Here is a 15,774-nt window from a genome sequence, read left to right as displayed (position 1 = left end):
CGGCCTGCCATAGCAGACCGCTTTCACTATTCTATAAAACTTTCTTCATCGAAAAAATTGAACTCATCATCTTCTAAGTGTCTTGGTGGAAATCTCATTTCATATTGCTCTTGCGCCAATGCACGGACATCAGGCCGCCTATCCTTTAGTCGATTTTTCAGCCAGGACAACTGCTCTTTCGATAGCCTCCATGGAAGATTCAAAAGACGATTCAGTGTCATCAGTTCAGCCTGCTTTTCTGCTGGTAGCGAAGCACAGGATTTACAAATGTGGGATGCATGACCTTTGCCTGAAAATTTTTCGTTGGCTTTGTATTCACCACAAACTTTACAATAGTGTCCATGCTTTTTCATAAACTGATGCCCTTCTCGCAAAGAACATATAACCTGCGAATTGCTTTCATAATCACATCCCATTCCAAATCAGAAGCATAAGAAAACTTTTTACGGTATGCCTCCCAAAGTTTTTGCATAACCGAATCATTTTCCACTTCGTCAAAAACTTCTTCAGCCTGGTTAAGATACTTCTCCGATCCCCGTTTATGAGCAGTTGCCAGAAGCGCATCATGTAAAATTTTCGGGTTCAGCGTGGTTCCATGCAGCTGTTCTAAAATGTAAATATCGTAGAAATCTCTCATGCGGGTATTGGTTGTGGTTCTAGTAATAATGGTTTCCAGTTTTTCTGCCAGCACAGTTTCTAAATTATAAGCCCAAATATCAATGGAGCGATCTTCCAGCATAAGTTTGAATGAATACCGAACCTCTCTTGGAGTGATTGCATCTCCCGTAGAAATATCAATTTTCAAAGGGGTCACTACACCATCGAATGTTGTACTCATGCTGACACGAATCCCCGGATACTCTGCTTCATCCATAATCTCCGAAATACTTTTCAGCTGAAATTTAACACCATCATCAATCGGAACAGTTACGATTGATGAAATTAGATTCTCAATATCCTCCACATTAACATTAGCTCCTTTTATGGTTGCATCCAAATCCATCGTAGAGCGGGCATCCAATCCAACCATAGCCGCTACCAACATACCACCCTTCAAGATAAACTTATCACGATACTCAGAAAGAGAAATACGCTCCAAAAAACGCTCCATCATGTAGTTCCTCATTAAAATCTGAGCATCTGCGGATTTTTCTCTGGAAAGGTTTCGTATTAAATCTTTAAGCTGTCTTGCTGTTTTTATCATAAAAGTACCTCCAAATACTGTCGTAAAATTTTTTCCACCTTGAACATCCCAGCATATTGCATTAAAGCTCGCAGGTTCTTATCTTTTCTACGGGCATACGCTTTCAGTGCTCCCTGAAAGGTCTGAATTTCAATTCTGCTACGGCTTCTGAGCAAATCACAGATTGTTCGCTCCATATCATAAACCGGCACAGTATGCCCGAACGGAGTTTTCGCTGTTGTAAGTCCTACATCATGTAAGTCTGCTTTAATCGTAAAAACTTGAATGCCTTCTGCTTTCATTTTGCTTGGATTGCATCCAGTTTTGACCGTAACTGTATATTCTATTGGTTCACGATCTGTCAGATCGTGAAAAAATAAAGCTGTTTCATGTGAAAATACTGCTTGTTCAAATCGCAAATGAAGCAGATACATGGCATCCACCCAGGAATCTTTGGACAGATAAATCCCATGTGCGACTCTATCCAAATCTCGTGAACGCACATAATCATAAAATACCGGCTTTGAAATTCCAGAAGATACGACCTGCGATGTTCGCAGCATTCCTTCTTGTTCTGTTAGCATCTGATCCAGCTGTTCAAATTGTCCCATCATATCACTTCCTTTCGCACTAATATTATACGCGATATTAGTTCAAAAGTAAAGTCGTGGATATATAGTTTCTCTTTCCAAATTTAACAGACGGTGTCTGGCATTTTTATGGTTTTGCGTATTTTTATCCATAAACCAACTCCTGGATTGCAAATTTCAAACTCTGCACCTTACCCATCGGCCAGATTGCAGCCAACGGCAGCCCCATAGGGCTAATCAAAAATGCCATAACCAGCAAAATCACACCATTCTGCGGGGAATAGGTAAGCAGCACAGCCACACCAAGCAGAGCAATCACGGTACTGAACAGGCCGAGCACCAGACCGGATATGTAGATCAGCCCTGTGCAGAGCCAGACAAAAAGTGTCAGAACCAAAATGACCGGTGCAGTTATAATCATCAAAAGCCCTTTCAAAATCTTCATGTCATTTCCTCCTTGCAGCGTTCTTGGTATCTTTTCTAATCATATTATCCGGCATGGGCAGGCAAAAGACAAGGATACCGATAAAAAGAAAAAGCGGAGAGAGGAGCAGCGAAGTAATGCCGTTCCTCCCTCCGCAAATGGAGTATCTATCCCCGTTATAAAAGTTTGGAAAGCTGGGTAAGGATTTCCTTTACGCCCTCCCATAACTGTTCCTGCCGCTGGGATATATCCTCCAAGTCAGCATCATAAACCCGCCCAGTCTCATGCACTTTACGGGTCAGCTGGTTTAAGTTGTTGCTGCTTCGGCGCATCAGGGAAACAAGCTCCTTCAGCTCCGGCAGCTCCAGCTTGACTACATACCCATCCAGCGCCATTTTTCTTAGATAGGCTTCACGGTTGGAGGTTCCAAACTGAGACATTTTTTGCTCAATCACAGCAAGCTCCTCCGCTGAAACTCTAAAGTTTAATTGCATATCCCGCTTACGCTTTGCCATAGTTATCGCTCCGGCTCCCGTTTCTTTGAGGCGGCGGGCTTATGGGCCGGCAGCTCCTGTTTGAGCTTATCCCGTACTGAGGGACGGGACGGTTGCAGTTTTTCTCCCTGAGTACGGCTACGCTGCTGTTCTTCACGCACCAGATCAATAAAGCCATCCAGTACAGCAGGGTGGCTGTTCAGGACATAACCACAACGGACGGTTTCGGGGTTCTCGTTGGGAATGGTCTTAGCCCATTCCTTATTGCGTCGGGAGTAGCGCCCATCCCAGTCCTGAAGCTGGACGGTGTTGGCCAGAACCAAAGCCACACGCTCCATGCCATAGGTCTCGATCACACCCTTTGCCGCATCGTGACTGAGATACATTCCGTCGAAGTGTTCCCGCACCGCCGCTTCAATGGACTCCTTGCATTGGAGATTTACATTGTTGAAAGCTCGGTACTGCTCCAGCTCCCCATGTTCTCTCGCATAGGCGGCAGAGTGGGGATAGACCGGTGTTGTTCGCAGTTCCTCTTTGGCTCTGCACACATCATTGGCACGGTTCTCAATGCTGTCCCGGATCACATCCATGTGGCCGGTCTCCAGCTTTTCAAAATAGTGGTACACATCCGCCAATGGAGAGGGCGATTCCAAAAGTGCCTGAGCCTGGGTGTCGGTCAACTCCAGTTCCTCCATTGCCATCACGATGTCCTCGCGGATGGTGTACTCATAGGCATGGTTTAAGACTTCTTCCGGGGGCTGGCTTTTCAGCCAGTCCCGGAACTTGTCCTGTTCGGCAGCCATCTTTTCATAAAGGGCTGTATTCAGATCGTTAGTATTCATGTTATCGCACCTCCTCATGCTGTTTTGGTTTCTTGTCTGTACTGCGGGGTTGCACCGGGCGTTTTAGGTTATCCAGCACCGAAGGCCGTGTGCTTTTGGCAACAACAGACTCGGTGTGTGCCTGCCCCTTTCCGTCGATGTTGAGCAGGGTATCCAGCTCCACCAGACGGGCGTTTTTGCTTGTCAGTTCTTCTTCATAAAGGAATGGCTTTCCGACTTCCTCCTTTGCGGCAGCCTGCTGCTGATAGAGGTTATCCAGCTGTGCCTTTGCCGCCTCCAGACGCTGGGGCATCTGAGTGAGGGCATTGTCGATACGGGTAAGATTTCCGCGAGGGTCTGTACCAAGGGTTGCCCTGTGGGTCATCTGTCCTTTCAGCAGGAGCGTATACTCCTGTTTCCAAGCGGAAAATTCCACGGACATGGCATAACCCCGGTAGCTGCCGATCTGCACCGGATCGGAGGTTTTGACCTCCTTGCAGGCATCCAAAAGGGCTGCACCGGCGTTCTCCTTATCGGTCAGCAGATCGCCGCGGATTTCCATACCAGCAAAACCGTCCTCCGGGTGCGGGTGAGCTGCCAAAACCTCCAGATCGGATTCAAAGCCCTTGATAAAGCCTTTGTGCTTTTCAATCTCCTCCGGGAAGTATTTGAGCAGCTGGTCCTCCAGACGATATTGCTTGCTCTGGTGGTCGGCTTTCATCAGCTTCAGGCGGGATACCTCCACATCCAAATCCATACGCTCCTTGATGCGGGGATCTCCGGCGCACAGGGCTTTGATCTCGGCAAAGGAAAGCGCCGTTTCGTCCACATCATCGCAGGAACGCACTGGTGATTTAGAAGTCATGATCTGACTGATGAATTTTTGCTTATTCTCCACCGTCTGCCAGAGGTATGCGTCAAAGGTTCCTTCGGTCACATAGCGGTACACATGGACAAGAGGATTCTGGTTACCCTGGCGCTCGATACGGCCCTTGCGCTGGGCAAGGTCTCCCGGTCTCCACGGACAGTCCAGGTCATGAAGTGCCACCAGACGGTCCTGCACATTGGTGCCTGCGCCCATCTTGGCGGTGCTGCCCAAAAGGACACGCACCTGACCGGTACGGACCTTAGAGAACAACTCCTTTTTCCGCACTTCGGTGTTGGCTTCATGGATAAAAGCGATCTGGTCGGCAGGCATTCCCTGAGCAATGAGTTTCTGACGAATATCGTCATATACCGTAAAGACCGATTCCTGCTCCGGCAGAGGCAAAGAGCCTTCCAATGCGTGAAGCAGTGGATTATCCAGCGTTTTCGCCGCCTTGCTTGCAGGAGCTTTTGCCTGCGGTGTAGAAATGTCGCAGAACACCAGCTGGGTCAGCTTGTCAGCTTTGCCATTCCGCCAGATCTGCATGATGTTGTCCACGCACTGATTGACCTTTGTGCCAGGTTCATCCGGCAGCATCTGGTTGACGATTCTCTGGTCCAGGCCCAGCTTACGGCCATCCGAGGTAATCTTGAGCATATTGTCCTGAGATGGGTCAACGGTTCCACTGTGTACCAGCGATGCCCGTTCCGAAAGGGTCTTGACCATTTCCTGCTGATGTTCGGTAGGCTGCGCCACGATGTTGTGGTATTCCACCTCCGGGGTCGGCAGATTCAGTTGGTCGGCGGTCTTGATGTCCGCCACTTCTTTGAACAGGTTCATCAGCTCCGGCAGATTAAAGAACTTGCTGAATCTCGTTCTTGCCCGGTAGCCGGTGCCTTCCGGTGCCAGCTCCAATGCTGTGACGGTCTCTCCAAATCGGGAAGCCCAGCAGTCGAAATGGGTCATGTTCAGTTCTTGCAGGCGGTCATACTGGAGATACCGCTGCATGGTGTAAAGCTCGGTCATGGAGTTGCTGACCGGGGTGCCGGTGGCAAAAATCACGCCACGGTTTCCGGTGATCTCATCCATATAGCGGCACTTGGCAAACATATCGGAGGATTTCTGCGCATCCGATGTGGAAAGACCAGCCACATTCCGCATTTTTGTGTATAGAAACAGGTTTTTATAGTTGTGGGCCTCGTCCACAAACAGCCGGTCCACACCCAGCTGCTCAAAAGTTACCACATCATCTTTTCGCCCCTCGGCTTGTAGCTTTTCCAGCCTGGCTTCCAGCGATTTGCGGGTACGCTCCAGCTGCTTGACGGTAAAACGCTCGCCGCCGCTGGCCTGCACCTCTGCGATACCCTCGGTGATCTCGTCGATCTGCTCATAGAGAAGCCTTTCCTGGCGCTCCCGGCTGATTGGGATACGCTCAAACTGGCTGTGTCCCATGATGATGGCGTCGTAGTCACCGGTCGCAATACGGGCGCAGAACTTCTTTCGGTTATGGGTCTCAAAGTCCTTTTTTGTGGTGACTAAGATATTGGCGGAAGGATAGAGACGTAGAAACTCCGACGCCCACTGCTCGGTCAAGTGGTTGGGAACCACAAAGAGAGATTTCTGGCACAAGCCCAGGCGTTTGGCTTCCATCGCAGCGGCCACCATCTCAAAGGTTTTGCCCGCGCCTACTTCGTGTGCCAACAGGGTATTTCCGCCATACAGCACATGGGCGATGGCACTTTTCTGGTGTTCCCGCAGGGTAATGGCCGGGTTCATGCCACCAAAAGTGATATGGCTGCCATCATACTCGCGGGGACGGGTAGAGTTCATTTCTTCGTTATACTGGCGCACCAAAGTCTGGCGGCGCTCCGGGTCTCTCCAGATCCAGTCCCTAAAGGCTTCCCGGATAGCCTGCTGTTTTTGGGCAGCCAGAGTGGTCTCCTTGGCGTTCAGCACGCGGCGCTCTTTTCCATCCGCATCCTCTATGGTGTCATAGATACGGACATCCCGCAGGTTCAGACTGTCCTCCAAAATCTTATAAGCATTGGCGCGGCTGGTCCCATAGGTGGTATAAGCTGCCACATCGTTGTAGGATACGGAAGATTTCCCCTTGATCTGCCATTCAGCAGTAAAGGAGGAATAGTTGACCTCTATGCTGCGCTGGAGATAAAACGGGGTGTTGAAGGTCTCGTACATAAACTGCTGGATATATTCCTTGTCGATCCAGGTGGCACCAAGGCGCACCTCGATCTCCGACGCATCCAGGTCTTTGGGCTGGGCGGCGGTAAGAGCTTCCACATTGACTGCAAAAGAAGGGTCCTGCTGTGCCGCCCGCTGCGCCTGACGCAGCTTGCGGCGCACATTCCCGGACAGGTATTCATCAGCAGTCACAAAATGGGGTGTGCCGTCCTGTTCCAGCTGTCCCGGTACACGGAAGATCACGCCTTGCAGCTCTCCGGCCAGTTCTTCTTTTGTTTTTCCGGTAAGCCGACTCATATAGCTCATATCTACGCAGGCCTTTTCCGAGATGGACACCGCCAGTGCTTCGCTTGCCGTATCCACAGTAGCCACTGCCTGATGGGGCTTGATGGTCCGTTTGGTGAACATATCCGCCTTGCGCTCCAGCTTTCCGTCCTCGTCGATAACTTCCAGCGCACAGAGCAGGTAATAGGAAGAATCATCTGCATAGGCCAGCCGATTTGCACGGTCGTTGATGAGACCGTATCTGGCAGAAAAGCTATCATAGAGCCGGTTCAGTTCCGCCTGTTTTTGGGTAATGGTGCTGTCTGGAACCGCTGCATCCATCTGAAGGTCGATCAGTTCCTGCACACAATCACGCAGTCCCACAAGACCTTTCACGCGGGCTTCGGCGGTGGCGTTGAGGTCAGGGCGCACCATGCGGCTGTTTTCCCGATAGTACACCTGCCCGTCTACAATGGCATAGGAATAGTTCTTCACATTTGGGTCGGCAGGAATGGAGGTGTCAATGGCTTCGCCTTCGCCCAGCTCCGGCAGCTCTGCCTCCTGATAAGTGCCATGAATGTACTTCACAGCATCATGCAGCTGGTCGGAAAGCTCCAGTCCCTCGATAGGGTTCACGGTGTAATCCATACCATGAGCAGTGCTTACCGGCTCCTGTCTGCCCAGCACCATTTCCGGGTGGTCGATAAAATACCGGTTGATGGCAAACCCATCCTGCGTCGTCGCGGACTGCGCCTGCTCGTTTCCGCCTTGCGGCGAAAAGCTCGCTTGCTCCGTCGCTCCTCCTTCTCCCACAAAGTCTTGCGACTTTGCGGGAACCCTGATAATGCCGGTCTGCGTCCACTCTGGTGCAATGTCCAGCGGGCGGTCCCGCTTTTGGAGGAAGATGATGTCCGATACAACCTCGGCACCGGCATTCTTTTTGAACGCGTCATTGGGCAGACGGATAGCTCCCAGCAGCTCGGCACGCTGGGCAAGATAGCGGCGCACGGTGGAATCTTTGGCGTCCATGGTATAGCGGGAGGTCACAAAAGCTACCACACCACCGGGACGCACCTGGTCCAGTGCTTTGGCGAAAAAGTAGTTGTGAATGCTAAAGTTCAGCTTATCGTAGGCTTTATCCCGGACCTGATACTGACCAAAAGGTACATTGCCGATGGCAAGGTCAAAGAAGTCACGCCTGTCGGTGGTCTCAAAGCCGCCTACTGTGATGTCCGCCTTGGGATAGAGCTGCTTTGCGATGCGCCCGGAAACCGGGTCCAGCTCCACGCCGTACAGACGACTGTTTCGCATTTCCTCCGGCAGCATACCGAAGAAATTGCCCACACCCATAGACGGCTCCAGAATATTTCCAGTCTCAAACCCCATACGGCCCACCGCTTCATAGATGGCCTGAATGACCGTAGGGCTGGTGTAATGGGCGTTGAGGGTAGAGCTTCTGGCGGCGGCATATTCCTCCGGGGTCAGCAGCTCTTTCAGCTGGGTATACTCGGAAGCCCATGCCGGTTTCTCTGGGTCAAAAGCATCAGGAATACCGCCCCAGCCCACATAGCGGGAAAGAATCTCCTGTTGTTCGGGGCTTGCCTGCTGTCCGGCAGATTCCAGCTCTTTCAGCAAACGAATGGCATTAACATTTGCTTGGAACTTGGCTTTTGGACCGCCTTCGCCCAAATGCTCATCGGTAATGCGGAAGTTCTGTGCATTGCGGCGCAGGTTAGCCTTGTATTCCTCATAGGAGGCTTCCTCGGCAGCTTTGGCATTGGGGAAGGTCTGCCACTGGCCGTTGACCTGAATGGAAACCGGGTGTTCATCCAACACTTCCTCAAAGGTTTTTTCCGGCTCTGTTACAGGGGCTGGCGGCTCCGGCTCCTCAATATGCAACCGTTCCACCACCACATCATAAGGTAGATTGTTCTTATCGCCCGGATAGACGGCCACAGTCTCGGAATGGAAGGTCGGGGATTCGACAGCCGGTTCGGGGCGTGCCTGTCCAAAGCCATCCAGCTGACGGGCATACATCCCGCGCAGCAAAGGCGCAACCTCATCCCAGCGAAAATACAGCACAGCCAGACGCTTTTCCTCTGCGTCCAGGACTTCCAGCTCCATGCCCTGTGCCGTGGTACGGTAATCGGCAGTATCGCCGGTCTCCAGATTCAGCGTCTCGATCTCACCAGAATAGGCTCTGCTCAGCCAATAAGCGATCTCACTGTTGCTCCTGCCGGATTGCAGCAGCGTGGAAACCTGTTTTTTATCTGCTTCATCCATAAGTCCATGGGTCAATACATCCCGCAGGTCCTGATCTGCCTTGTCCGGGTCAATAGGAAGAAACTCGGTATAGTAAGCATTGCGGCGGTCTGCCCGAATCAGCTGCTCGAACTGTTCTTTGCGCTCTGCCCGGTAGATGGGATATACCATGCCGGTGGGCAGAAGCTGCACGGTGTCCTCCCGCAGCTCGGTGATCTGATAGGCGTCATTCTCGATATACACGGTATCGCCCACAGCATAGACCGGGGCGGCAGGGTCATAGGAAGTCCTTTGCGGAGTCGGGCGGCGAACTGCATCATATTCCTCATCGGAAATGGAAACCTCGGAAGTCTGTTCTGTCTCGGCAGCTGCGATCTGCTCGGCATCCGACATCACCTGTTGGATAAACGGGTCATTGTCCAGTTTTTCCGGGTCTGCCACCTGTCCGTTGACGATCCCTCTTTCCTCCAGGGCTTCCCGGATGGCGATAGGGTCGATATTGTCAAAACGATCCTGTTCTTCTTCGGTATAGAACCGGTCCTCCTGAATCAGCTGGGCAAGCCTGCGCTGTACCTTCGGCCAGGGCAGCTGTGTTTCCTCCGGGCTTCCGGCACGGACAACGAACGGGCTGTTGCTGCCACCGTATTCCTGAGCCAGCCATGCAGCGGTATCCTTCTCTCTTGCATGGTCTTTCATATAACGGACGACAGCGTGTTTACTCTCGATATTGCCGTTCCATGCACAAAGGGCAGTATCAATATCTTCCTGAGAAAGAGGGCGCAGAAGCTCATGGAGCTTTGGATAGGTTTCGTCGATCACTTCCCGGTGCAGGCGCTGGCGGAACTCCGGCACATCCGAATAAAGGCGGATCAGCTCCATATCCTTAGAGCCAAGAACCGCACGGCGCACAGCGGCATTGCCCTCGATGACAGCATTTTCACGGTCGGAATGACCGCAGGCATTTCGATATGCCACATCCTCAGATATGGCGGCAGTCACCACAGGCTTATACTGCTCAAACTGCTCCCGAAGGGTAGGCTTTGGCGTTTCTTCCTCTATCTCCGGCTGCTGGGCTTGAATGGCATCTTCTTCTGCCAGATCCTTTTCAGCCTGGATCTTGTCATACTGCGCTTGTTCCTGTTCGGTAAGATAGCGGCCTTTCTGGACAAGTGAGGTAATGCGCTTGGAAACCTTTTCCCAGTTCAAGTGAACATCCGGGCAGTCCTGCTTTTTATAGTGCAGTCCTTTCCCATCGTGATCTTCGCCGCTGTGTGTTGCGCCGGACAGGGCATGAGAGCGTCCGCCAATGCCATACTCGTCTTTGAGGAATCTCACTTTCTCCTTATCCGTATGGTTTGCCATGAAGAACGCATAGATACGGCCTTTTCCTCCGGCGAAACTGCTGCCGCCGGTCATAGCGGCGTCGATCTCATCCTCGGTAATGAAGTGCTGAACGGTTGGCACTTGGGAAAGGTCTGAAGAAAAGGTCCTGCGCGGCAGGTCAAGGTCCTTCAGGTTCTCCCAGATCTCCCTTGGTCTGTGATAGTGAAAACGCAACAGGTCACGGTCCTGCTGATAGGCAGTCCAGAAGGCGGCGTATTCTTCCTTGAGGGTCTGGCGGAAAGCCGGGTCACTCAGCTGCTCCGTCAGGCGGCGAGTCTCCTCTGGGAAACCATTGCCTTTGATCTCTGACAGGCAGGACAAATATCCGGCTTCTCTGGCACCCTCACTGAGATCGTGATACAGATACCAGAGCTTTTCTGCAAGGAGGGAGCGTTCATAGCCTGCCGCTTCTGCAAGCTCCACATTGGAGGCAAACTGACCACTTTCCAAAAGCTCCCCGATACGCTCTGCGGCGCTCTCCCAGGAAATGACCTGGGCAGACCTGTCATAACGGACAGACTTCCCATGGGAAAGATGGATACCATCCTCGGCATACCATGCGCTCACACTGCCAAGGCCATTGCCGCCGTGGTACAGCGTTTTCAGTATCTCGGTAATCTCAGCGGTGGTTTTCTGCTTTTCAAAGGCTGCAACCACACGCTCCCTTTGACGGTCTGTGTTGCCGCCCAAACGCAGCACATGGTCGATGTCATTTTGGGCAAAAGAAAAAGCAGAGGATGTATGCGCTACATTCTCTGCTTCATCTATGGATTGGATCTGTTCCGCTTCGGAGAGGAACAGGTTTAGGGTCAGCTGTTGATAAGCTCCGCCATCAGGATTTCCTCGGCCTGAGCTTTGCAGGTGTTCATCAGCCCCACCCACTTCATGGGATCGCTGGCTTTCAGTTCCTCGGTGGCTCCCGCTTCCTTCGCCAGCTGGGGCATCATCTGCTCCAGTCTGCTCTGGGCGGTCTCGTCGATCTCCAGAAGGTGCGGGTACAGCTTCTCGCTCAGCAACATCTGGTTGTAGAGGATGGGACGATGTTCCTTCAGGTAGGTTTTCCTCATCCTGCCGTACTTGCCCAGGGGTTTCGACCGCTGCTGGCTCAGCTTCAGGTCGGGAATCAGATAGTCTCCGTTCTGGATATAGGTCATGGGATTGTTCATCTTGCTTGCTCCTTTCTTGGTTGGCTTCGCGCTCTGCATTTCGGACGGTAACGCCAATCTGCCGCAGCACCTGCTGGTTGATCTGGCTGACCGCTGTTCCAAGCGCCCCGATAGTTGCCGGGGTATTGAAATCAAAGATCGCCATGAAATCTTCGTGGTCGAAGTAGCGTTCTGGCTCCAGTCCGCAGCGGGACATCAAAGCGTAAGTGATGCTGACGGTGGCTGCTGCTTTGAACTGTACTCCGATGTTAAACTCATCATATTCCTCCAAAAAGGAACCGTCAACGATATAGAAGAAGTCCTGCTGATGCTCCGTCCAGTATTCCTCAGCCAGTTTTCCGGCTACCTCAGTGAGCTGTCCGGCAAGGTCATCACCGGAAACATCATAGGTGCGCTCAAGCATGGCCTGCACCGAATCCAAATGGCGCTCCTCCAGCTGCCACAGCCAGGGAGTGCGGGAATGTTCACGGGTTCCGGTGTCGGAAATATCAAAGACATAACGCAGGCGGGGCCTGTCCCCGGAATCGTCCAGCAGAGCGATTCCCTTGGAACCGCGCCTTACATACCGGCCCATCTTTTCATTCCACAAATCGTACTCCGCACAGGCAGTGGCGTCCGGTCGCTGGGCGTAGATCATCAGCTGTTCATGGAACGGGTATTTGTAAAGTCGGGAAGCAGTGGTGAGAAACCCTGCCCATTCCTGCCAGCTCCCCGTGAGCTGCGTTGCCACCTTGTCCGCCATCTGTGCATATAGTTCAGCTTTGGTTGGCATAGTGTTCTGTCCTCCTTTCGGTTTTTGGGTAAAAGATGGGGTAGCATATTGCCACCCCATCCCTGCGATTATGGTGTTTACTGGTCAAAATCCGGGTACAATTCCAGCTCGGCAAACTCGGCATCACTCATGGCTTGGAGCTTGCCCAGTGCGCTGTCTGTCAACTCCCGCAGCTCGGTTTCCTCCGGGGCCAGCTCGCCGCGCATCTCACGCAGGCTGTCAATCAGTCCGGTGCGGCTGCCGGTATTGTAAATGCACATCAGGTTCATTTCCTCAAAAGTAAAGTTTCCCATATCAAATCTCCCTTTCCGCACTCTTTTTTGGTGCTGTCTTTTTGTGTTCTGTCTTGGGCTGGCCTTTCAGCTGCTCCATGACGGACTTTTTCTTTTCCCGTTCCTCCCGATGGGTGGCGGCTGCCAACTCCATCAGGGAAATGGGCTGACCGCTTCGGGCCTGCTGTTCCAGCTCTGCCACCGTAGGCTCTTTTGCGCCATTGTTGATGATACCGTCGATCATGCCATAATCGTCCTCCAGGGCCATTTCCGCATTTTTCAGCGGATTTTCCGGCAGGAATCCGGGGATCTGGGTAAAACCAACGCTGTCGCAGTAATGACAGGATACCTTACCGTCCTGTTTGATCGCAACGATGTCGCTGACGCTCATGGAGGGACTGTGAAAGTCTACGGGTTTTTCCAGATTGAATTGCTGATAGAGTTTTTCCAGCTGCTCCGGCACAGTGCCAGACTCACTCAGCGGAGCGGTGTAAATGAGGTCATAATTGCTGCGGTCTACGGAAACATCATGGGACTCTAACCAGTCCAGATTCATAAAGCGCACATTTTGCGGATCGTTACGGCTCACCTGGTAGATGGCAAAGCAGTTTCTGTTCTGGGAGAGAAATGCCTGTTCTCGTTCCTGCTGATGTTCCTGACGCTCCATGACCTTTTCGTGGAACTGAGGGCTTTTCTCCCATTCCTCGCGGTCCACACCGAAAAGACCGCCATGCTCCATGATTTCCTGCGGGTCAAACACCATGCTCTCCGTATTGTCCTCATGCAGCACATAGACGGTCAAACCGGCAGCATCCAGTTCCAGCGCCCGTTCTCTTGTAACAGGGAGCATCCCGTCATAAGAGTAACCGTATTTCTGCATATCCGGTGTGGAGACCTGCTCATCGGGCGTTGGGTATTCATCCAGCGCCTGCTCCTGTGCCTCCGGCAGCTGGGAAGAAGCGGCCATCTGACCGACCTCTGCCTGCATCTGCTGATAGGCAGCTTCCTGCAAGGTCTCGATCATAGACAGGGGAGCGTGTCTAAGTGAAGTGCTGTCCAGATCGTTGTCATCACAAATCTGGAGAACTGCCTTCATGCGGGAAAGCTCCGGCATATCCAGCTGACCGCCATCCAGTTCTTTCATGGACGCGGCATCGTAAAGGGTGTAGTCCCAGCCGCTGTCACAGGGCTGAATATGAAGATAGGTGGCATCGTCAATTAGAAACAAAGCCTCCTGCTGGTTTGCCTCCGCATCAAGAACCGCCATTTCCGGCTCTTTTTTTGCATTGGGGTCAATTCCACGCTCTTTGCAGATTTCCTTATAGTGGCGCTCAATGTCAGAGATCAAAGTGCCGGAGGTCTTATTGATGGTCTCCAAACTGGCTCTCAGCTCTTTCAGTTCCTTGCCCTGACTCCAGCTGGCAATATAGCCGAAGCTGTTTTCTCCGGTTTCAATGCCAAAATATTTGCAGACTGCATAGGAGATGCTTTCAGCCTCTACTTCTTCCGTGTGACGGTCTTTCTTCTGTTCCTGCAAAAACTGGGCGAGAGTAGAAAAGCCGCCAACAAAATTCAGTCCTTCTTCCTCGGTCAGCATCAGGCGTCCATTTTCCGCCAGCTCCAGCGGATCTGTCAGCAGAACGGAACCTGCATGGTTTACAACCACTCGTTCTTCTACACAGACCGGCTCTCCGGGGTCGTAGTCAGAACCGCGCAGGTCATAGCAATAAACGCCCTCCGGCAGATTATCACGGACAATCCGCCCATTGGAGAACAGACCGGGTTTATCAAACAGCTCGATCTCCTGATATTGCTCGTCATTGGCAATCTGAATCTTTTTCTGATTGTGGAGCTTGCTGTGGGCAATCTCGTGAACCGTGGCCGAAACCGTCTGCACCTCGCTCATGCCCTGACGAATGGCGATTTTCTGATGATCGGCAGAAAAATAGCCGTCCGTATCGGCGGCCATTGCTTCAAAAGTGATCGGCATCGGCGCACTGCGGCGCAGGGCCTCCATGAATGCCTCATAATTGGGCACATTGCCGGAAAGGGAGGAGGCAAGCTCCGGCAAAGGTTTCCCATCGGTCTGGCTCACATCAAAGACCTTGACCGGGCGAAACATGGGGATCTCGATTTCTTTTTCCTCTGTGATGATCTTTCCGTCTTTATCCAAAATCGGAGCCTTGGTATCCGGGTCCAGTTTCTGCTCCTCGATTTTCTTCTTGTACGGTGTGGGGGCGATGATGGTAATGCCATGCTCGCCCTTTTTAACATGACGCTCAAACTGGTCTTTCCACTTATTGTATCCGGCTACCAAAGTGGCGTCCGGCTTCTGCATATAGATGAGCATGGTGTTGTTTACCGAATAGCGGTGGAAGCGGGACATAACGGACAGATAGCGCATATACTTTTCACTCTCAAACAGTTCCTTGATTCCCTGCTCGATGCCGTCTGTGATTTCCCTTAGCCGCTCTCGGTTGGTGGGTTTGTTCTCAGCCATGATTTTCAATCTCCTTTCCAAGTGTGTGATTTCTGCTGTGTGTTCTGCAATCCATGCCTTTTGTTCTTCTTCACTTTCATAAAGAAAAAGATCCAGCAGGTACTCCACATAGATTTTCTTATGGATTGCTTCCACAAAGCGGGGGTGCGGTTTCTCCTCCGGTGTCCGGGGAGAATGGTCGGCCTCCCATTTTTTCAGCAGATAGTAGTAATCGGACAGTACGCGATAACACTGCTGCCGGTCCTCCCGAAACTTTTGTGCCTCGGTTTTCTGCCGGACATACCTCCTGCGGGGAGGGGCCTGACTGTCATAGATCAGGCCAAAGTCCTGTGCCAGTTTCTCCGCCGCTTCTTTTGAGGAGAGGTCAAAGAGCTTTGCGGTAAAGTCGATCACATCCCCATCTTCACCGCAGCCAAAGCAGTGGAACCGCTGGTCTACCTTCATGCTTGGGTTCTTATCATCGTGAAAGGGACAGCAGGCCATGCCATTTCGTTTGACCTCGATCCCATAAAACGCTGCCGCATCTCTGGTGCTGACCGACTGCTTGACTGCTTCAAATACATTCTCTGTCATGTGCCT

At 52.0% G+C, this 15,774-nt stretch carries 10 protein-coding genes; all 10 read right to left on the bottom strand.

Annotation, left to right across the window (positions count from 1 at the left end):
• Positions 1-26 precede the first annotated feature (26 nt).
• The 10 genes from DN611_RS01355 to DN611_RS01305 all read right to left on the bottom strand — a co-directional run bounded on the left by DN611_RS01355 (position 27) and on the right by DN611_RS01305 (position 15,768).
• A complete protein-coding gene (locus DN611_RS01355; RefSeq protein ID WP_006773027.1) occupies positions 27-353 on the bottom strand; it encodes a hypothetical protein in 327 nt (108 codons plus the stop codon).
• On the bottom strand, positions 350-1,204 hold the full coding sequence (locus tag DN611_RS01350) for a nucleotidyl transferase AbiEii/AbiGii toxin family protein (RefSeq protein WP_002595844.1): 855 nt from the start codon (positions 1,202-1,204) through the stop codon (positions 350-352). Before DN611_RS01350 ends, DN611_RS01355 begins: the two co-directional genes overlap by 4 nt.
• Positions 1,201-1,794 carry a type IV toxin-antitoxin system AbiEi family antitoxin domain-containing protein gene (locus tag DN611_RS01345; RefSeq protein WP_425474077.1) on the bottom strand — a complete coding sequence of 198 codons (594 nt, stop codon included), beginning with the start codon at positions 1,792-1,794 and terminating at the stop codon, positions 1,201-1,203. Before DN611_RS01345 ends, DN611_RS01350 begins: the two co-directional genes overlap by 4 nt.
• 124 nt (positions 1,795-1,918) lie before the next feature.
• Positions 1,919-2,218: a CD1845 family protein gene (locus DN611_RS01340; protein WP_119310458.1), complete on the bottom strand. Its 300-nt coding sequence runs from the start codon at positions 2,216-2,218 to the stop codon at positions 1,919-1,921.
• A gap of 155 nt (positions 2,219-2,373) precedes the next feature.
• Entirely contained in the window at positions 2,374-2,718 is a 345-nt protein-coding gene (locus DN611_RS01335; RefSeq protein WP_025482058.1) for a plasmid mobilization protein, read from the bottom strand.
• Positions 2,715-3,533 carry a DUF3849 domain-containing protein gene (locus DN611_RS01330; protein ID WP_119310457.1) on the bottom strand — a complete coding sequence of 273 codons (819 nt, stop codon included), beginning with the start codon at positions 3,531-3,533 and terminating at the stop codon, positions 2,715-2,717. The genes DN611_RS01335 and DN611_RS01330 overlap by 4 nt, the downstream gene beginning before the upstream one ends.
• 1 nt (position 3,534) lies before the next feature.
• Positions 3,535-9,123 carry an SNF2-related protein gene (locus DN611_RS16840; protein ID WP_442950793.1) on the bottom strand — a complete coding sequence of 1,863 codons (5,589 nt, stop codon included), beginning with the start codon at positions 9,121-9,123 and terminating at the stop codon, positions 3,535-3,537.
• A gap of 2,171 nt (positions 9,124-11,294) precedes the next feature.
• Positions 11,295-11,651 (bottom strand): TnpV protein, encoded by a 357-nt coding sequence (locus tag DN611_RS01320; RefSeq protein ID WP_117802002.1) that lies wholly within the window; start codon positions 11,649-11,651, stop codon positions 11,295-11,297.
• An 849-nt stretch (positions 11,652-12,500) separates the two neighbouring features.
• On the bottom strand, positions 12,501-12,716 hold the full coding sequence (locus DN611_RS01310) for a transposon-transfer assisting family protein (protein WP_002576226.1): 216 nt from the start codon (positions 12,714-12,716) through the stop codon (positions 12,501-12,503).
• Position 12,717: 1 nt separating this feature from the next.
• Positions 12,718-15,768, bottom strand: coding sequence for an LPD28 domain-containing protein (locus DN611_RS01305; RefSeq protein ID WP_119310456.1), 3,051 nt, complete (start codon positions 15,766-15,768; stop codon positions 12,718-12,720).
• Between the last annotated feature and the right edge of the window lie 6 nt (positions 15,769-15,774).

The organism is Oscillibacter sp. PEA192 (genome assembly GCF_003574015.1).
In the GTDB taxonomy this organism is placed as follows: Bacteria; Bacillota; Clostridia; order Oscillospirales; family Oscillospiraceae; genus Oscillibacter; species Oscillibacter welbionis.
Note: the sequence above shows the minus strand (reverse complement) of the source record. Positions and strands in the feature narration are given on the sequence as shown.